Raw genomic sequence first — 18,213 nt, 5'->3', positions numbered from 1 at the left:
GGGGGTGGGGCGTGAGCCGTTTCGGCACGCGTGGATGGGCTGGGCTCATAGCGGTCGCGGTCATGGGGGGCTTGCTGCCTGCAAGTGCTTCAGCGGCAGCTGCAGGCAGTAAGGGGGTTGACCTCCCGAAGCTCAAGCAGCCGCCGACGGTGGCTGTGAAGCAGGTGGCCTCAGGCGGAACGAAGCTGCGCAGCAACGCGGCCGGGCAGAAGTGGACGGCGCCGAAGGTAACTTGGCCGCAGCCGGGCAGCGCGACTGTCGACTTGAATGCGGCGGGGGCGGCTTCCGCGCCGAAGCGGGCGGGCACCCTCCCGGTTGCTGTCGGGTCCTCATCCTCCAAGGCGCGCTCCGAGGCGCACCCGCCCGCCAAGATGAAAGTTGTGGTCGCAAGCCAGGGTGCGGCCCGAAAGGCAGGCGTACACGGGCTCCTGTTGTCGGTGGCCCCTGCCGACGGTGCCAGGGGCGCTGCCACCGCCAGAGTGCAGGTTGACTACCGCGAGTTCCGCGGCGCCTACGGCGGAGACTGGGCAGCCCGTCTGCGGCTGGTGCAGCTTCCCGCCTGTTCGCTGACCACCCCGGAAAAGCCCGCCTGCCGGACCGGCAAGCCGCTTGCGACGACGAATGACACCAAGGCAGGTGCGCTCTCCGCGACCGTCCCGCTGCATGGCCCTACGGCCGCAGCTGCTGGCGCCGCCAAGGGCGCATCCGTTCCCGCAGGGGCGACGGTGCTCGCGGCAACGGCAGCGGCCGCGGGTTCGACGGGCGACTACAAGGCAACTTCGCTCGGAGCGTCCGGTTCATGGAGTGCAGGGGGCGCGACGGGTGCGTTCAGCTGGACTTATCCGATCAGTGCACCGTCGGTGCCGGGTGGTCTGCAGCCGCAGGTGTCACTGGGGTACAACTCGCAGGCGATAGACGGCCGCACAGCAGCCTCCAACAACCAGCCCGGCTGGATCGGCGACGGCTGGAGCTGGGAGCCGGGCTACATCGAGCGGCGTTACAAGCCGTGCAATGACGACAAGTCCGGTGGCACGAACACCACCAAGGTCGGTGACCTGTGCTGGTACAACGACAATGCTGTCCTCTCGCTCGGGGGTAAGACCACCGAGCTGGTCCACGACAGCGCTACGGGCTGGCATCCCGCCCAAGACGCCGGTGAGAAGGTTGAGAAGCTCCAGGGCGCATCGAACCCCGACAAGGGCACTGCCGGAGTAGACGGCGTCGGCGAGCACTGGAAGATCACCACGACTGATGGCACCCAGTACTTCTTCGGTCTGAACAAGCTGCCCGGCTGGAGCGACAACGGCACCGCGGCGGACGATCCGGTGACGAACTCCACGTGGACGGTCCCGGTGTTCGGCAACCAGTCCGGCGAGCCGTGCTACAACGCTTCGTTCGCGTCCGCGTCATGTGATCAGGCGTGGCGCTGGCAGCTCGACTATGTCGTCGATTCCCGTAGCAACGCGATGGCCTACTACTGGAAGACCGAGGCCAACAACTACGGCCGCAACGTCTCCGAGACCACCGGTAAGTCCACCGTCACGCCCTACGTTCGCGGTGGCTACCTGGATCGCATCGACTACGGCCTGCGGTCCAACGCTGTCTACACGGCCAAGGCAATGGGCCAGGTGAAGTTCGATGTTGCTGAACGGTGCCTGACGACCTGTACCACCTTCGACGAGGCGCACGCCAAGTACTGGCCGGACGTCCCGTTCGACCAGTACTGCAAGGATGGGGCAACCGAGTGCAAGGACAAGTACTCGCCCTCCTTCTGGTCCCGCAAGCGCCTGGCCTCCATCACCACCAAGATGCTTACCGGAGGGGCCTACAAGGACGTCGACACCTGGACGCTCAAGCAGGGATTCCCTCCCTCGGGTGATGGCATCTCCACGCCGATGTGGCTGGAGTCCCTCACCCGCACGGGCAAGGCCGACGGCACCGCCGTCCTGCCCTCGGTGACGTTCGCAGGGGTGCAGAAGCCCAACCGGGTCGACAAACTCGGTGACGGCCTTGCCCCGTTCGTGCGGCAGCGTATGTCGCAGATCACCACGGAGACCGGCGGCACCATCGGCATCGATTACGTCGACCCCGACTGCAGCGCCACAGCCCTGCCGCCCACCGATAGCTCCAACACGACTCGTTGCTACCCGGTGAAGTGGGCATACGAGGGGGAGACGGCCAAGCAGGACTGGTTCAACTCCTACCCCGTGCAGCGTGTCATCGAGGGCGACAACCTCGCCGAGACTCCCGACACGGTGACCGAGTACGCCTATGTGGGAGCAGCCGAATGGGGGAAGAGCACAGACGAGTTCACCAAGCCGGCCGACCGCACCCACTCGATCGCCCGCGGCTACTACCGCGTCCAGACTCGTAAGGGCTCCGGCACCGCGCCCAAAACGCTGAGCGAGAACCGCTACTTCCGAGGCACCGACGGCGTCGGCGTCAACAATTCTGCTGGTGTAGCGGTCACCGACCGCGAAGAGTACGCCGGCATGCTCCGCGAGAGCGCCACCTACAACGGCGATGGCGATGTACTCGTTTCCGCGATCTCCTATACGCCGTGGCGCTCGGCTTTGACTGCCTCGCAGGCGCGTACGGCCGCCCAACTGCCCGCTCTTGAGGCCTACCACACCGGCACCGAGGCGGATGAGACTCGCACGACGATCACCGGCGGGACCCGCACCACCAAGGTGACCCGTACTTTTGACACCTACGGCATGGTCACCTCCGTCTCCGAGCTCGGTGACATCGCCAAGGCCGGGGACGAGCAGTGCACTACCACCACGTACACGCGCAACAAGGTCGCCTGGGTTCTCGACAAGGTCTCTCGGAGTGAGACGGTCGCGGTCGACTGTGACGCGACGCCCAACCGGCCGACCGAGGTTGTCGATGACGTTCGCACCTACTACGACGGCGGAGCGTTCGGGGCCGCCCCGACGAAGGGGCTGGTCACCAAGACCGACCGCATCAACGGTACGGGCAGCGGCTACGACGTCACTGACTCCACGCCCAGCATTTGCGGCCTGGCCAAGGACCAGCTCTGCTACGACCTCTACGGACGTCAGACTGCGGAGGCCGACGCCTACGGCAAGGTCAGCACCATTGCCTATACCCCGACCACGGGTGAGGTACCGACGACGACTGTGCTGACCAACCCGCTGGGCCACACGGTGACGACCGTGCTGGACCCGCTGCGGGCGCAGCCCAAGAAGGTTACTGATACCAACAACAAGGTCACCACGACTGCGTATGACCCGCTGGGTCGCGTCACCAAGGTCTGGATTCCGACCCGTCCGGCTGCCGACTACCCCAACGCCCCGAACTACTCCTTCGACTATCTCGTCCGTAACGACGGCCCCATCGTCATCACCACCAAGACCCTCGACCACAACTCCGAGTACCAGACCAGCTATGCCTTCTACGACGGTCTCATGCGTCCACGTCAGACGCAGGAAAAGTCCCCGGACCGCGTCGGCCGCCTGGTGTCCGAGACCTTCTACAACACCCGCGGTGAACCATGGTTCGCATCCGGCACCTACTTCGCCGTTGGCGCCGCTGAACCGGTGCTGGTGACGGGGCAGGAGACCAAGTACCCGTCGTCCACCGAGACCATCTTCGACAACGCCGGCCGTCCCACTGCCGTCATCGCCAAGCGATTCGGCGACGAGACCAAGCGCACCACCACCAGCTACACCGGTGACTCCACCACTGTTGTCCCACCCGGCGGCGGCACTGCCGCGACGACCATCACTGACGCACTGGGCCGCACCACGGAACTGAAGCAGTACACCAACGTCGCCCGCACCGCGTCACAGTCCACGATCTACGGCTACAACACGCACGGACAGCTCCAGCAGGTCACCGACCCCTCCGGCGCCAAGTGGACCTACACCTACGACATTCGCGGTCGCCAGACCCAGGTCGACGACCCGGACAAGGGCACTTCCACCACCGTCTACGACAAGGGCAACCGCGTCACAGACGTCACCGACGTCCGCAAGATCACCCTGCACACCGACTACGACGTCCTCGGCCGCCAAACCGCGGTCAAGAAGGGCAGCACCACACTGTCGAGCTGGACCTACGACTCGATCGCCAAGGGCCAGCCCACTGCGTCCACCCGCTACATCGGCGGCAACGCGTACTCCACTGAAATCACTGAGTACAACGACCTGTACCAGCCCGTCGGCACCAAGGTCACCATCCCCGCCAATGAAAATGAAGGGGCCCTGGCCGGCACGTATCAGTGGTCCAACTTCTACAACGACAACACCGGCCAACTGATGGAGACCGAACACCCGGGAGTGGGAGGCCTTCCGGCCGAGTCAGTCTCCAGCGCCTACAACACCGGCGGGCTCCTCGACTCCGTCTACGCCGGCAGCGACCCGTTGATCTCCGCCAGCAACTATGACCACTACGGCCGCAGCAGCCGTCTCGAGTACGGCGAATTCGCCCGCCACCTGTGGACGACCAGCGAGTATGACGACCACACAGGCGCCCTGACTCGTGCCGTTACCGATCGCGACGTGGCCCCGCAGCGCATCGAGGACACCCGCTACACCTACGACCCGGCCGGCAGCATTACCCAGATCGCCACCGCCTACGGCCAGGACACCACCCGCACCACCGACACCCAGTGCTTCACCCTCGATGCCCTGCGCCGCATCACCGCGGCCTGGACCAACACCGGTGAACAGTGCGCCACCGCGCCCTCGGACGCAGTAGTCGGGGGACAGGACGCCTACTGGACCAGCTACACCTACGATGCGGTCGGCAACCGCGATACCGAGACCCAGCACAAGACCGCCTCCGGCCCTACCACCGACACGCTGCGGACCTACGCCTCGCCGGCCGCGGGCAAGCACAACCTGCCGTCCGTTACCCAGACAGGCGCAGACCCCCGGGTCGAGACCTACACCTACGACGATGCGGGCAACACCGAGACTCGGAAGATCGGTAACGCGGACACCCAGTCATTCAAGTGGGATGACGAAGGCCACCTCGGGTCCGTCACCAAGGTCACGGATACCAGTTCGTACGCGTACGACACGGCAGGTCAACGTTTCATCCGCCGCGATTCCACCGGGACTACCCTCTACCTTCCCGGCGGCAACGAACTCCATCTCGACAAGGCCGGGAAGGTCACCGGCACCCGCTACTACGAGGCGGACGGTCAAACCGTCGCCATGCGCACCGGCGGCAAGCTGACCTTCCTTCTCTCGGACCACCACGGCACAACAACCGCACAGATCACCGCCGACGCAACACAGGCGGTCACACGCCGCAGGACCACCATCTTCGGTGCTCCACGCGGCACCAAGCCCACGAACTGGATCGGCGACAAAGACTTTGTCGGCGGCACCAAGGACCCCGACACCACCCTCACTCATCTCGGTGCGCGCGAGTACGACCCCGCAATCGGCCGCTTCATCAGCGTCGACCCCGTCCTCGACCTCGGCGACCCTCAGCAGACCCACGGCTATACCTACGCCAACAACAACCCGGTGGCATTCACCGATCCCACCGGTCTGCGCCCCGACGGCCCCGCCGGCGGAGCCGACTACAACGACCAGTGGACAAAGGGCAGCTACAACGGCTCAGCCGGCAGCGGCTGGTTCGTCGACAGCCAGGGCGGCTGGAGTTACCGCCATGAGCAGTACTGGCCTGGATATACCGGCTCCAAGGCAGGTGGCGCCAAGACCACCTCGTACACCTGGTCATGGCGAGCTCAGTCGAAGGGCGTCACAAAAAAGCACGGCCAGTCGATCCAGGCCTACAAGAAGCAGATTCCAAACAACTTCTACACCAAGTACGTAGCCCCGGTCCTGGTTTCGATCCTCGTTCCTGACGTTGAAGCCTGGGGCGAGTGCCTGGGGGACGGCAACCTGGCTCAGTGCGGCTGGGCAGCAACCGATATCCCCTTCCTCAAGCCACTCAAAGCCCTGAAGTTCGCGAAAAAGGCCAGCAAGAAGAGCGACGACGTTGCAGAAGCCGTATCGGATGTCGGGGCTGGATGTCACAGCTTCCTGCCCGGCACCAAGGTCCTTCTGGCGGATGGCTCGACCAAGAACATCGAAGATGTGAAGGATGGGGACAAGCTACTTTCCACCGATCCGGACACCGGTGAGACGCAGTCCAAAGAGGTAATCAACACCATCCTCACCGAGGATGACAAGGACTTCACCGAGCTCACAGTCAAGACCAGCGATGGTCAAGCCGCCATCGTCGCCACCGACACCCACCCCTTCTGGTCCACGGACCAGAAGAAGTGGGTCAATGCCGGAGACGTGCAGCCCGGCACCAAGCTGTACACGCCGAGCAAGCGCAACCTCGAGGTCGTGGCCACGCGCCACTACAAGAAGCAGCAGCGCACCCACGACCTGACCGTCAGCCGCATACACACGTACTATGTGCTGGCGGGGGCCACTCCGGTACTCGTCCATAACTGTGGCGAAACAGTTCTCTACCGCTCTCCGGCGGAAGGAAAGAAGGCGAGCGAGGCGAATGGCCTGAATGCGGATAATCATTCAGGCCCTCACCCTACGGCGTATCTTTCCAATAAGCCTGAAGGTGCTGCTCAGTATGCCGGAAATGGGCACGACATGGGATTCCATCGGTTCGTAATGCAGCCTGGATTCCGAGATGCCTTCGGTCATCTTGAATTCGATCTGCCGAACAAGAATGGCATAACAGGTCTTACCGAGTGGAGAATTCCCGCCGGCAGGATTGATGAATTTAACTCATTCATCAATCATAGTAAGACGCAGTGGTGGGACGCTGCTTTGGGGCACTTCTATCCACCGTCTGGGTAAGTAGGCGAGAGCGGTAGGGTGGGCACTGCTGTGCAAATCTTCGGCAGTGTCCACCCGCTTCAGGGGCTGCGTTATCTCAAGGGGCGTTATGGCTGACCACGACACGCTTAATCGATTCGATCGCTACTGCGAGCTGCTCGACTCGCTTACAGGTACGACGCCTGTCATCAGCGACGTTGAACCGCGGGTGGCAGGGGACGGGCCGGTTCGCGCCATCTCGTACACCGGAGTGCCGGAACCTGGATATGTGACAGGGTTCACCTATGGACTTTCCCTGTCCAGTCACCCCGATTGGGGGCCAAGGGGCCGTGAACTGTCCATCACCGTCCGCTCTGACGATGTCGAGTGGTCTCGGGTTCCCGCAAGGGTAGTTGCCGCACTGCGGGGCATCTGCCCCTTTAATCCAGGTCAAGTGCTTGGATATATGGAACCATACGTAGAAGGTTCCGAAATGAATAGCATCGTCTTGGCCGATCCTGCCATTGAGCACGGCTCGGGATTGCTTGATCTAAGCGGCCGGGAAGTTGACGCAAAGCCGCGTGATCTAGTCGAAATCGTCGGAGCCTATCCCATTCATTCCTCGGAGCGGGAGTTCGTTTACTCGCGCGGATTTGACGCATTCTGGAGCCTGGGGTGGGATCGCTTCAACCCTGCACGGACTCCGGTAGCGTAAATAAACCTGGATAATGACTCAGAGGCCCCGCTGGAACTTCCAGCGGGGCCTCTGAGGTCTTTGACGGCAACGGTGACGGCAACGTCAGCGGACGACTACTGCGGCGGGTGAGTCACCAGGGCCGTCGTGGTCCGTATCGAGTGCGTCGTTGAGGGTGTCGATGGCTTGGCGTTGGAGGCGGAGCCGGACGTGAGCGTAGACGCCTGCTGTGACTCCGATGTGGGCGTGACCGAGGAGTTCCTTGATGACCACGAGGTCGACACCTTGCTCCAGGAGCAGGGTGGCGGTCGAGTGCCGTAGGTCGTGGAAGCGGATTCGGCGCAGCCCTGCGCGGTCGAGGAGGCCGCGGAAGCGGCGGGTGAGGTTGGCGGGGTCGAGAGGGCTGCCCACCGTTGTAGTGAAGACGAGATCGGAGGTCTTCCAGCCTGCCCCTGCCGCTTCTTGCTCCTCATCCTGTTGTTCCCGATGGCTGTGCAGCGAGCGGATGCACTCGGTCGGCAGAGCGATGCGGCGTTCAGATGCGCGGGTCTTGGTGGGCAGCGAGGTTAGGCCCGCGCTGCGGGTGCGCTGGAGCGACCGGCGGATGCTGGCGGTGCCGCCATCGAGGTCGAGGTCTTCCCAACGCAGGCCGAGGAGCTCGCTCTTGCGGAGTCCGGTGCGCAGGGCGAGTTCGTACAGCGCGTGCAGCCGGTCAGTGTGGGTTGCCTTGGATGGACTGGGCCGCGCAGCGCGCCTCGGACCCGGTGCTGGGAGGGATGCGTCAGTACCTTCGGGCAGGGCGGAACTCGATCTTGCGCCATGACCCATCCCGGCCGGGTCGCGGAACCGGGCGCCCCGGCCGCGCCCGATGCCAAAAGAAGAAAGAACCAGGGAAAGAACCAACCAAACCCAACCCCGCCCGGCCTGGTCACTCACACGAGTGATCCGCGCCAACTCGGCTGGCGATCAAGGGATTCGGTGGGGCAGGGTCGGCCGCGACACACAACACCACACATGAGACGGCCCCCGCCGGGACGGCAATCCCGAACGAGGGCCTGACCACCGAGGAAGAGGAAGCTTCCCGATGGCTGAGCAGCACTTTAGCGCGCGCCTGCGCGCTCGGTCCGCCCGTTCCCGACCCGGAGTTGGCCACGTGGACGAACGCCACCCCGAACAGTTCACTGTTGTCGGAAACCACCTCGCCCAGCACCCCGAGCTGTCGCTGACCGCGATCGGTCTTGCGACCCACATCCAGTCGCTGCCCGACGGTGCCCTGGTCGGCATCAAGGCCCTTGCTGCGAAGTTTCCCGAGGGGGAGACCCGGATCGCCGCCGCTCTGCGGGAGCTGGAGGCGCACGGCTATCTGGCGCGGATCAAGGAACGTATGCCGTCCGGGCAGATCGTGACCCGCACGATCTCGTACAACAAGCCGCAGGCCCGCCCCGCCGCCCCGGCAAGCGACTCCGTGCCCCGCCGCGAACCTGCGCCGGAGCCCGAGGAGCCCGAACCAGCGGCCCCTGCACCGGTCGCCGCCGGACCGGCGTCCGAGCCACCTGCAGCGGCGAGGCCCGCCCCAGCTCCGCTTCCCGAGCCGCAGACGCCCGACCTCGAATGCCACCGCACCGCCGCCGAGCTGCTCGCCGGCCTGCGCGCCCACGACCCCCGGCTCCTGCTCTCGGCGCGGGACGTCCGCCGCCTCGCCCCTGCCGTGTCCGCCTGGCTGGAACGCGGCATCGAGCCCGGCGCCGTGCGCCGTACCCTCACCGCGGCGCTGCCCGCCGACCCGATCCACCACCCGGCGGCTCTCGTCGCCCACCGACTGACGGCGATGCTGCCCCCGCCGCTTCCCGCCGTCGCGGTCACACCCCGCCCCGACCCGCTCCAGAACTGCGACCGCTGCGACCGCGCCTTCCGCGCTCCTGAACCGGGATGCTGCCCCGGCTGCGCCGCGCGCGGAGAACTGGCCGCCTGAGTCAGCGTTCCGCGAGTGGTGCCGGGGCCTCCTGGACCACCCAGCCGTTGCCGTCCGGGTCCTTGAAGAACATGAACGAGTTCCATGTCTCGCCCGGGCCGTCCTCCCAGCCCCCTCGGCCCACGTGCTGGATCGCGCTGACGGGCACGGACCGGTCGGTCAATGCCGCGTGAGCCGCGGCGATGTCCGTCACGCACAGTTGGAGGCCCTGGAGTGAGCCCGGGGTCATGGCCTGCTGACCGGGGTGGTCGGGCATGCCGCTGGTCAGTGCGATCGAACAGCGGGAGCCGGGCGGGGTCAGCTGGATGATGCGGATGCCGGGGGCCACCTCCTGGTCGAGGTCGACCTTGAAGCCGCAGCCGTCCTCGTAGAACGTCTTCGACCGGTCGAGATCGGAGGACGGGACCATGATCACTTCAAGCGTCATTTCCATCGGTGGTGTTCCCCTCGCTGAGACCGATTGAGCTGAGTCCTATTGAGCTGCCGATTGAGTTGAGATCGATTGGGTTGAGATCGAGTCGAGTTCACTGGGCGAACTGCCAGCGCGTCTGGCCGAACGGGTCGCCCTTGCTGAAGCCGAACGCCGTGCGCGGCGCGACCCGGAAGACCAGCGCCGGGCCGCCGCCGCCCACGAACGCGCCGTCGCGGACCTCGAACGTCCAGTCCTCGCCGTACTTCTCGACATACACCCCGGCCAGCGCGCGCAGTCGCGTCTCGTCGGTCACCCGCACCGCCTCGCCCTCGACCACCAAGTCGTAGCCCTCGCTCAGGGCGTTGGCACCGGTGGTGAGGACGACCTCCTGATTGTGGCGGAGGTTCTTCGCTTTGCGCTCGTCCGCGCCGGTGCAGAAATGCAGCCCGCCGTCGTGCCATACGGCGATCAGCGGGGTGACGTGCGGACGGCCGTCGGGCCGTACGGTCGACAGCCAGAAGATCTCGGCGGCGCTGAGGCGTTCAACCGCCCGGGACCAGTCGGCGGTGGTGGCCTTCTCGTCGCTGTACCGGGCGTCCAGCTCGGCTTGGGGCTCGTCCTCGGGGTCGTTTCCGGGGCTGTTCAGACGGTCGTTCTCGGGCATGGCGCGGTCCTCTCGCATTCGGGGTCACCGAATGTGTAGACCGCGCCCCGCGCCCGTACTCATCGGTCAGCCGACCGGGGTCCAGGAAGCCAGCGAACCGCGGGCGTCGGCCTGCGCCCAGTACAGGCGGCCGTCCAGGCCCACCGCCGCCAGACCCGCGCCCTTCGCCCCGCCCGGTACGCCCGACGGCGCGCCCGCGAACAGCGAACCTGCCGCCCGCCACTGGGCCCGCCCGGGCTGCGCCGACCTGCCGGCCGCGCCCGTTCTGCCGGTCCCCGCGACGGCCGGTGCGAGCAGCGCCGTGCCGGGTACCCCGGTCCGGGAGCGGACCGCGAGCAGGGTGTCGTCCGGGCCCGAGACGCTGACCGGACCGAAGCCCGCCAGGCCGCCCAGCTCCGTGACCGGTGAGACGCCGGTGCCGGAGAAGCGGACCGTGCGGACATCGCCCGAGCCGGGCTTGCGGAACCAGAGCCGTACGCCGTCGCCGTCACGGCCCGCGCTCAGCGTGAGCGTCGTCGGCGGCAGTCCGGTCGCGGTCGGGCCGGTCAGCGGCGCGCCGGGCGTCGGCTGGATGAAGGAGACGACCGAGCGGGCGGTGCTGACGAAGACGTACTGGCGGCCCTTCGCGTCGGTCGCGGCGACCGGGTCGCCATGCAGATTCCGGCCGCCCCGCGCCTGCCACGGCGTCCAGGAGCCGTCCGGCCGCTGGGCGGTGGAGCTGAGCGAGTGGCTTCCGTTGCGCAGATGGACGGTCATCAGGCCGGCGCTGTTCACGGTCACCGCCGGGGCGCTGATGTCGGAGGTCTTGGAGGCGTCGTCGCGCTCGGGGGTGCCGAGCGAGCGCCATGGCCCGAACGCGCCGTCCGGTGTGCGCTGCACGGTCGTGACGACGTCCCTGCGGTAGTCCTCCGGGCCGTCGCCCAGCGTCGTATGGGTGCCGAACACCGCGATCCGCCCGTCAGGCAGCTTCGCCGAGGTCACTCCGCTGTCGATGCCCTCGCCCGCCAGCAGCTTCGGACCGGTCCACGCGCCCTTGGCTCCGGCAGGCCCGGCCGCCTTGTGCCAGACCGCCAGCCGCGTGTCGAGCACCGAGAACGCCCACAGCCCGCCGTCCCTGCCCGGCTGCACCCAGGACGTGGACTCGCCGCGGGTGTAGCGGACGGACTGCGCCCAGCCGTGGCCGGCGGGGCGGGCGGCCACCTTGCGGTCGCCGCAGCCGGCCTTGTCGCCGCAGTGGTTCTCGCCGTCCAGCCAGGCGTACGTCTTCAGGGTGCGCAACTTGGCCGCGGCGGTGGCCGGGTCGAGGGTGCGCGGCAGTCCGCTGGTGAAGTAGCCCAGGTAGTTCTGGACGCTGAAGGCGGGACGGCCGGGTGAGTCGGCGTACCGCGCGAGCGCCGCCTGCACGAACCGCGCGGCGTACATGTGGTCCTGGTGATCGGTGAGCTTGCCCGACGCGGCGTTGCGGCCCGGCGTCGGGTCCTGCATCCGGACGTGGGTCGGGCGGAACCGCTCGAGGAGACCGGCGACCGTGTCGACGACCTCCTCCTTGGTGTACGCGAAGCGCTTGGTGACCGGGCCGCCGGAGGCGAGCTGCGAGCCGAGCGTGTCCACCCGGCCGTCCCACAGACCGTGCAGGCTCTTCGGCCGGTCGCCCGCGATCGAGCCGGCCTCGTGCAGCTGCACCCAGACCAGGTTGACCTCGGGCCGCGTCTTGAGGGTGTCGAGCTCGGCCGTGCCGCCGCCGGCGGTGGGGATCGTGGTGCGCTGCCAGGGGCTGGTGCGATTGCCGGTGGCCATCTCCGCGTAGGCCGCGCGAATGCCGTTCTGCCGGGCCTCCGCGTAGCGGCCCTTGTCGGCGGCGGGCAGCTTGGCGAGCGCGTCCGCGGACAACGGGCCGCCGCCCGGAGCGCTCTTGGACGCGTTCACGCCGTCCGCTTCGCCCGCCGTGAGGTACACCGACGTCAGAGCGCGGCCGGCACCGACCGACTGGCTGGTGTCCGGGTTCATGAAGAACAGGTCGTCGTCCGGGTGGGCGACGATCTGCATCACGGAAGCGCCCGCGGGACGGGCCGCCGGGATCACGTTCTCCTGGGCGTCGGAGGTGGCCTCCTCGGCGCCGGAGAGGCAGGCGACGGCGACGAGCGGAGCCAGGATCAAGGTCGCCGTCAGGCCACGACGGGACAGTAGGGCGGAGCGGCGGGGCCCGGACGACAGCATGCGGTTGTGCCTTCGGTTTTCAAGGGGTCAAAGGGTCCTGACCAGCAGTGATCGAGAGCGATCAGTGCTGGTCGGCCAAGAAGACGGAAATATCGAGCATGCGGTTCATTCGCGCCGAAGGCCGAACAACATGTCCCATGTCACGTCTTCCGCACCGCGGCTCACACTTCATCCGCGCCGGGGCTCACCGGGGTCCCCCGCGCGCCCCTGCGGCTACGCTCGAATCCGGACCTTGATCGGCCGGTACGGGACCACAGAGTCCGGCCGCAACAGGGCAGCAGGACAGCAGGACAGCAGGACAGCAAGGCAGGGCAAGCAGGGCAGGGCAGGGCAAGCAGGACAGGAGACCGCGGAATGACGGTGCCGGGGCGCAGGAGCAGCAACTTCACCAGACTGCTGCGGCACGGCTTCACCGATCCCTCCACCGCCGAACGTCTCCTCGACCTCCCCGACATGTCTTCCGCTCGGACGGACCCGGTGCTGCTCGACGCGCTCGGGGCCACCGCCGACCCCGACCTCGCGCTCCGCGGCCTCGTACGGCTGGTGGAGGCGCAGGACCCGGCCGAGCGCCAGAGCCTCCTCGACACCCTCGTCACCGCGAAACCGCTGCGCGACCGGCTGCTCGGAGTGCTCGGCGCCTCCGACGCGCTCGGTGACCATCTGGCCCGCCACCCGCGCGACTGGCAGGCCCTCGTCACATACGAGGCGACCGATCTGCACCCGGGCGTCGCCGACTTCGAACGCGGCCTCGCCGACGCCATCGACCCGGTCACCCTGCGGATCGCCTACCGGCGGTGCCTGCTGTCCATCGCGGCCCGCGATGTGTGCGGTACGACCGATATCGCCCAGACCGCCGCCGAACTGGCCGACCTGGCGACGGCCACGCTGCGGGCGGCCCTCGCCATGGCCCGCAGCGCCGCGCCCGCGGACGCGGCGCAGTGCCGGCTCGCCGTCATCGCCATGGGCAAGTGCGGCGGCCACGAACTGAACTATGTCTCCGACGTGGACGTCATCTTCGTCGGCGAACCGGTGGAGGGCGCCGACGAGAGCAAGGCCATCCAGGCCGCGACCCGGCTGGCCTCCCATCTGATGCGGATCTGCTCCGAGACGACGGTCGAGGGCACCATCTGGCCGGTCGACGCCAATCTGCGGCCCGAAGGGCGCAACGGCCCGCTGGTCCGTACGCTCTCCAGCCATTTCGCGTACTACCAGCGCTGGGCCAAGACCTGGGAGTTCCAGGCGCTGCTCAAGGCCCGTCCGGTCGCCGGTGACCTCGCGCTCGGCGAGGACTACATCGAAGGCGTCTCTCCACTGGTGTGGCAGGCCGCGGAACGCGAGAACTTCGTCGGCGACGTGCAGAAGATGCGCCGCCGCGTCGTCGACAACATTCCGGTCGCCGAGGTGGAACGCGAGCTCAAGCTGGGCCCGGGAGGTCTGCGGGACGTCGAGTTCGCCGTACAGCTGCTGCAGCTGGTGCACGGGCGCGGCGACGCGACACTGCACAGCGGCACCACGCTGGAGGCCCTGCGGGCGCTGGCGCACGGCGGATACGTGGGCCGGGCCGACGCCGCGCAGCTGGACCAGGCGTACCGCTTCCTGCGCGCCATGGAGCACCGCATCCAGCTCTACCGGCTGCGGCGTACGCATCTGGTGCCGGAGGACGAGGCCGATCTGCGCCGCCTCGGGCGTTCGCTCGGCCTGCGTACGGACCCGGTCGCCGAGCTCAACAAGGAGTGGAAGCGGCATGCGTCGGTGGTGCGACGGCTGCACGAGAAGCTGTTCTACCGGCCGCTGCTCGACGCCGTCGCCCAGCTCACACCCGGCGAGACGCGGCTCAGCCCGGAGGCGGCGCGGCAGCGGCTCGAGGCGCTGGGTTACGCCGATCCCGGCGCCGCACTGCGCCATCTGGAGGCCCTGTCGTCGGGCGTGACGCGCAAGGCCGCGATCCAGCGGACCCTGCTGCCGGTGCTGCTCGGCTGGTTCGCCGACTCGGCCGACCCGGACGCCGGTCTGCTCGGCTTCCGCAAGGTGTCCGACGCGCTCGGCAAGACCCCCTGGTATCTGCGGCTGCTGCGGGACGAGGGCGCGGCCGCCGAGAATCTGGCGCGGGTGCTGTCCGCCGGGCGGCTCGCCCCGGACCTGCTGCTGCGGGCCCCGGAGGCGGTGGCCCTGCTGGGCGACCCGGAGGGCCTCGCGCCGCGCGGCAGGGAGGCGCTCGAGCAGGAGGTCCTGGCGGCCGTCGGGCGCGCGGACACGGCGGAGGCCGCGGTCGCCGCGGCCCGTGGTGTACGCCGCCGGGAGCTGTTCCGTACCGCCGCGGCGGACCTGATCGGTTCGTACGGCACCGAGGACAGCCCGGCGGAGGCCGACCCCGGCGAGCTCGTGGACCGGGTCGGGAACGCGGTCACCGACCTGAACGCCGCGACGATCTCGGGCGCGCTGAGAGCCGCTGTGCGCGCGCAGTGGGGCGACACGCTGCCGACGCGGTTCGCGGTCATCGGCATGGGCCGCTTCGGCGGCCACGAGCAGAGCTACGGCTCCGACGCGGATGTGCTCTTTGTCCACGAGCCGCGTGAGGGCGAGGATGAGCAGGAGGCGACGCGGGCCGCGAACAGGGTCGTCGCGGAGATGCGCAGGCTGCTTGAGCTGCCCACCACGGACCCGCCGTTGCTGATCGACGCGGATCTGCGTCCCGAGGGCAAGAGCGGCCCCGTGGTCCGCACGCTCGCCTCCTACGAGGCCTACTACCGGCGCTGGTCGCTGGTGTGGGAGAGCCAGGCGCTGCTGCGGGCGGAGCCGATGGCGGGCGACGCGGACCTGGGCCGGCGCTTCATCGATCTGGTCGATCCGCTGCGCTATCCGGCGGAGGGCCTCGGCGACGACGCCGTACTCGAGATCCGCCGGCTGAAGGCCCGGATGGAGTCCGAACGACTTCCGCGCGGCGCGGATCCCACGCTCCACACCAAGCTGGGCCGCGGCGGGCTGAGCGATGTGGAGTGGACGGTCCAGCTGTTCCAGATGCGCCACGGCTGGGCGGAACCGGGCCTGCGCACGACCCGCACCCGCGAGGCGCTGGCGGCCACGCACGCGGCGGGCCTCATCTCCACGGAGGACGCGCAGATCCTGGACGAGGCGTGGGTGCTGGCGACGCGGGTGCGTAACGGCGTGATGCTGGTACGCGGCCGGGCGGGCGACACTTTTCCGTCGGGCGGCCGCGAACTGGCGGCGGTGGGGCGGTACTTGGGGTATGGCCCCGGGCATGTGGGCGACATGCTGGACGACTACCGCCGGATTACGCGCAGGGCGCGGGCCGTGGTGGAGGTGCTGTTCTACGGGGCGTAGAGGGGCGCCGGGGCGGAGTTCCCGGGGCCCCTGCCGGGGCTTCGCCCCGAACCCCGCTCCTCAATCGCCGGAAGGGCTTGTTCCGGCCCGGTAGGGCTTGTTCCGGCCCGGTACCGCGCCGCGCTCCTCAATCGCCGGAAGGGCTTGTTTTCAGCCCGGGGCCGAAGCGGGGGAGCGGCCGGCCCAGGGTGTCGTTCTCCACCAGCTGCGGCAGCTGATGCGGCAGCGTCCGGTACCAGGCGTACGAGACCGCGAAGCCGAACGCCAGACAGATCATGCCGCCCACCGCGTCCAGCCAGAAGTGGTTCGCCGTGGCCACGATGACGACCAGCGTCGCCGTCGGATAGAGGATGCCGAGGATCTTCACCCAGGGCGCGGCGGCCAGAGCGCAAATGATCATGCCGCACCAGAGCGACCAGCCGATGTGCATCGACGGCATCGCCGCGTACTGGTTCGACATGTTCTTGAGGTTGCCCGAGGCCATCGAACCCCAGGTGTGGTGGACCAGGACCGTATCGATGAAGTCGTGGCCGTTCATCAACCGGGGCGGCGCGAGTGGATACAGGTAATAACCGACCAGAGCCACACCTGTCGTGGCGAAGAGGGCGGAACGGGCAGCCGCATAACGGCCCGGATGCCAGCGGTAGAGCCACACCAGCACACCGATCGTCACAATGAAGTGCAAGGTGGCGTAGTAGTAGTTCATCGAAACGATCAGCCATGTCACCGAATTCACGGCGTGGTTGACCGTCTGCTCCACCGCGATGCCGAGCGAGTGCTCGGCATCCCAGATCCAGTCGGCGTTGCGCAGTGCCTGCGCCTTCTGCTCCGGCACGGCGTTGCGGACCAGCGAGTATGTCCAGTAACTGACCGCGATCAGCAGGACTTCGAACCAGATCCGCGGGCGGCGGGGCGACCGTAGCGCGTGCAGCCCGGTACGCGGTGGCGCTTCGGAGGCCTCGTCCACCATGGGTGACGGGGCAGCCGTCCGGCTTTCCATAGTCTTCACGGTCGTTTCACCCATGGGACGAGAGTCTGCCAGATGCCGTCCCCCGACCGATCATCCCCTGGTTCAGTTCCCGACGCATCCGCTACACCTCGAGGACGACTCAGGTGCGCCCGGCGGCTCCGGGCCCGGAAGCCGTTGAACCGCGAACCACCAGCTCAGGCATGAAAACGAACTCGCTGTGCGGGGCGGGCGTGCCGCCGATCTCCTCCAGGAGCGTACGGACGGCCGCCTGGCCCATGGCCTGCACCGGCTGCCGGATGGTGGTCAGCGGCGGGTCCGTGAACGCTATGAGCGGAGAGTCGTCGAAGCCCACCACGGATACATCCCGCGGCACCTCCAGGCCCTGCCCACGGGCGGCCCGGATCGCTCCGAGCGCCATCATGTCGCTCGCGCAGACCACGGCGGTGCACCCGAGCCCGATCAGGGCGCTTGCCGCGGCCTGACCGCCTTCCAGTGTGTAGAGGGAGTGCTGTATGAGCTCTTCGGACTCCTCGGGGGCGAGGCCGAGTTGATTCTCCATCGCCTGCTGGAAGCCCTCGATCTTCCGCAGCACGGGAACGAAGCGCTTCGGGCCGACCGCCAGGCCGATCCGGGTGTGGCCGAGTGAGGCGAGATGGGTCACCGCGAGGTGCATCGCGGCCCGGTCGTCGGGCGAGACGAAGGGAGCCTTCACCTTGGACGAGAAGCCGCCCAGCAGGACATAGGGGACACCCTGCCCGCGCAGCTGGTCGTAGCGCTGCATGTCGGCCGTGGTGTCCGCGTGCAGGCCCGAGACGAAGATGATCCCGGAGACGCCGCGGTCCACCAGCATTTCGGTGAGCTCGTCCTCGGTGGAGCCGCCCGGGGTCTGGGTGGCCAGGACCGGGGTGTAGCCCTGCCGGGTCAGTGCCTGGCCGATGACCTGCGCGAGTGCCGGGAAGATCGGGTTGTCCAGCTCCGGCGTTATGAGGCCGACCAGGCCGGCGCTGCGCTGTCGCAGGCGCACCGGGCGCTCATATCCGAGCACATCGAGCGCGGCGAGTACGGATTCGCGGGTTGCCGCGGCCACACCGGGCTTGCCGTTGAGCACGCGGCTGACTGTGGCTTCGCTGACCCCCGCCTGGGCTGCGATGTCGGCAAGCCGTGCGGTCACA

9 protein-coding genes and 1 pseudogene are annotated in these 18,213 nt (G+C 67.9%); 4 read left to right on the top strand and 6 right to left on the bottom strand.

Annotation, left to right across the window (positions count from 1 at the left end):
• Positions 1 to 149: 149 nt before the first annotated feature.
• On the top strand, positions 150 to 6,812 hold the full coding sequence (locus tag OG735_RS12310; RefSeq protein ID WP_327323202.1) for an RHS repeat-associated core domain-containing protein: 6,663 nt from the start codon (positions 150 to 152) through the stop codon (positions 6,810 to 6,812).
• A gap of 88 nt (positions 6,813 to 6,900) precedes the next feature.
• Entirely contained in the window at positions 6,901 to 7,485 is a 585-nt protein-coding gene (locus OG735_RS41910; protein ID WP_442812411.1) for a suppressor of fused domain protein, read from the top strand.
• Positions 7,486 to 7,569: 84 nt separating this feature from the next.
• Here the strand turns inward: OG735_RS41910 and OG735_RS12305 are convergent.
• A pseudogene (locus OG735_RS12305) lies at positions 7,570 to 8,190 on the bottom strand (site-specific integrase); the annotation flags it as partial.
• Positions 8,191 to 8,548: 358 nt separating this feature from the next.
• Between OG735_RS12305 and OG735_RS12300 the strand changes: the two are divergent.
• Positions 8,549 to 9,436, top strand: coding sequence for a helix-turn-helix domain-containing protein (locus OG735_RS12300; RefSeq protein ID WP_327323201.1), 888 nt, complete (start codon positions 8,549 to 8,551; stop codon positions 9,434 to 9,436).
• A 1-nt stretch (position 9,437) separates the two neighbouring features.
• Here OG735_RS12300 and OG735_RS12295 read toward each other — a convergent pair whose 3' ends face one another.
• From OG735_RS12295 to OG735_RS12285, 3 genes are all read right to left on the bottom strand, one after another.
• Positions 9,438 to 9,869 carry a VOC family protein gene (locus tag OG735_RS12295; RefSeq protein ID WP_327323200.1) on the bottom strand — a complete coding sequence of 144 codons (432 nt, stop codon included), beginning with the start codon at positions 9,867 to 9,869 and terminating at the stop codon, positions 9,438 to 9,440.
• Positions 9,870 to 9,960: 91 nt separating this feature from the next.
• Entirely contained in the window at positions 9,961 to 10,512 is a 552-nt protein-coding gene (locus OG735_RS12290) for a pyridoxamine 5'-phosphate oxidase family protein (RefSeq protein ID WP_327323199.1), read from the bottom strand.
• A 66-nt stretch (positions 10,513 to 10,578) separates the two neighbouring features.
• Positions 10,579 to 12,729 carry a PIG-L family deacetylase gene (locus OG735_RS12285; RefSeq protein WP_327323198.1) on the bottom strand — a complete coding sequence of 717 codons (2,151 nt, stop codon included), beginning with the start codon at positions 12,727 to 12,729 and terminating at the stop codon, positions 10,579 to 10,581.
• Positions 12,730 to 13,083: 354 nt separating this feature from the next.
• Here OG735_RS12285 and OG735_RS12280 point away from each other — a divergent pair, with 354 nt between their 5' ends.
• Complete coding sequence (locus tag OG735_RS12280; RefSeq protein ID WP_327323197.1) at positions 13,084 to 16,071, top strand: bifunctional [glutamine synthetase] adenylyltransferase/[glutamine synthetase]-adenylyl-L-tyrosine phosphorylase; 2,988 nt, start codon at positions 13,084 to 13,086, stop codon at positions 16,069 to 16,071.
• A 127-nt stretch (positions 16,072 to 16,198) separates the two neighbouring features.
• Here the strand turns inward: OG735_RS12280 and OG735_RS12275 are convergent, their stop codons facing one another.
• Together OG735_RS12275 and OG735_RS12270 are read right to left on the bottom strand one after the other, a co-directional pair.
• Positions 16,199 to 17,095 (bottom strand): phosphatase PAP2 family protein, encoded by an 897-nt coding sequence (locus OG735_RS12275; protein ID WP_327323196.1) that lies wholly within the window; start codon positions 17,093 to 17,095, stop codon positions 16,199 to 16,201.
• An 85-nt stretch (positions 17,096 to 17,180) separates the two neighbouring features.
• The gene (locus tag OG735_RS12270) at positions 17,181 to 18,212 is read right to left on the bottom strand and encodes a LacI family DNA-binding transcriptional regulator (protein ID WP_327323195.1); all 1,032 of its coding nucleotides are present in this window, start codon (positions 18,210 to 18,212) and stop codon (positions 17,181 to 17,183) included.
• Position 18,213 lies beyond the last annotated feature (1 nt).

The sequence above is a fragment of the Streptomyces sp. NBC_01210 genome (genome assembly GCF_036010325.1).
In the GTDB taxonomy this organism is placed as follows: Bacteria; Actinomycetota; Actinomycetes; order Streptomycetales; family Streptomycetaceae; genus Streptomyces.
The sequence above is the reverse complement of the archived record's forward strand: the minus strand, read 5'-3'. Positions and strand labels throughout refer to the sequence as shown.

Coding starts and splice junctions, on each gene's coding strand:
- OG735_RS12300 (WP_327323201.1), top strand. CDS start 8,549: ATGGCTGAGCAGCACTTTAGCGCGCGCCTGCGCGCTCGGTCCGCCCGT.
- OG735_RS12275 (WP_327323196.1), bottom strand. CDS start 17,095: ATGGGTGAAACGACCGTGAAGACTATGGAAAGCCGGACGGCTGCCCCG.
- OG735_RS41910 (WP_442812411.1), top strand. CDS start 6,901: ATGGCTGACCACGACACGCTTAATCGATTCGATCGCTACTGCGAGCTG.
- OG735_RS12290 (WP_327323199.1), bottom strand. CDS start 10,512: ATGCCCGAGAACGACCGTCTGAACAGCCCCGGAAACGACCCCGAGGAC.
- OG735_RS12280 (WP_327323197.1), top strand. CDS start 13,084: ATGACGGTGCCGGGGCGCAGGAGCAGCAACTTCACCAGACTGCTGCGG.
- OG735_RS12295 (WP_327323200.1), bottom strand. CDS start 9,869: ATGGAAATGACGCTTGAAGTGATCATGGTCCCGTCCTCCGATCTCGAC.
- OG735_RS12285 (WP_327323198.1), bottom strand. CDS start 12,729: ATGCTGTCGTCCGGGCCCCGCCGCTCCGCCCTACTGTCCCGTCGTGGC.